Below are 641 nucleotides of genomic sequence, written 5' to 3'. Positions count from 1 at the left end.
ATATATTATGCTTTATCTTTACTGTTTCTTTTCTTCTTTCTTTTCACCTTTCTTTGCCATGATATATTATTATATAAAATGTTTAAAAATCTTTCATTTTTTTATGACTTCAAATGAATACTAATATGTAGTAAAAGGTTGAACGGGGTAAATATTTATAAATAATTTATAAAAAGGTTATTTATAAATATTTATAAAGTAATCAGAATACATAGAAACATTTAAATAATATATACCAATTTAGGTACCCAAAGCCTTAATATATATTTCAATATTTGCTAAAAGATAGAATAACCATTATATTTTGAATAATGAGAAAAATTAAAAATAAAGAAAGGAAAAATAAATAGCATAAATTTATTTAATAAAAAAATAATATTTTTATTGTTTTCCGTTTAAAATATATTATTTCTTATGATATTATAGGTGATTTAACTGTAATTAAAAAACCATTAAAATATGAAGAAGAAGAATATATAAAGAGAATATTAGAAAAACACAAATTTATAAGGACAATTTTACTACAAGAAACAGATGTTTTACCTNNATATAGGATTCCGAAATATAAAATTTTGTAACAGAAAATAAAACTGAAAGAATAATATTGAATATGGATTAAGATNNAAAGTAGATGTTTTTAG

Source organism: Candidatus Nanopusillus massiliensis, assembly GCF_920984865.1.
The sequence above is the reverse complement of the archived record's forward strand: the minus strand, read 5'-3'. Positions refer to the sequence as shown.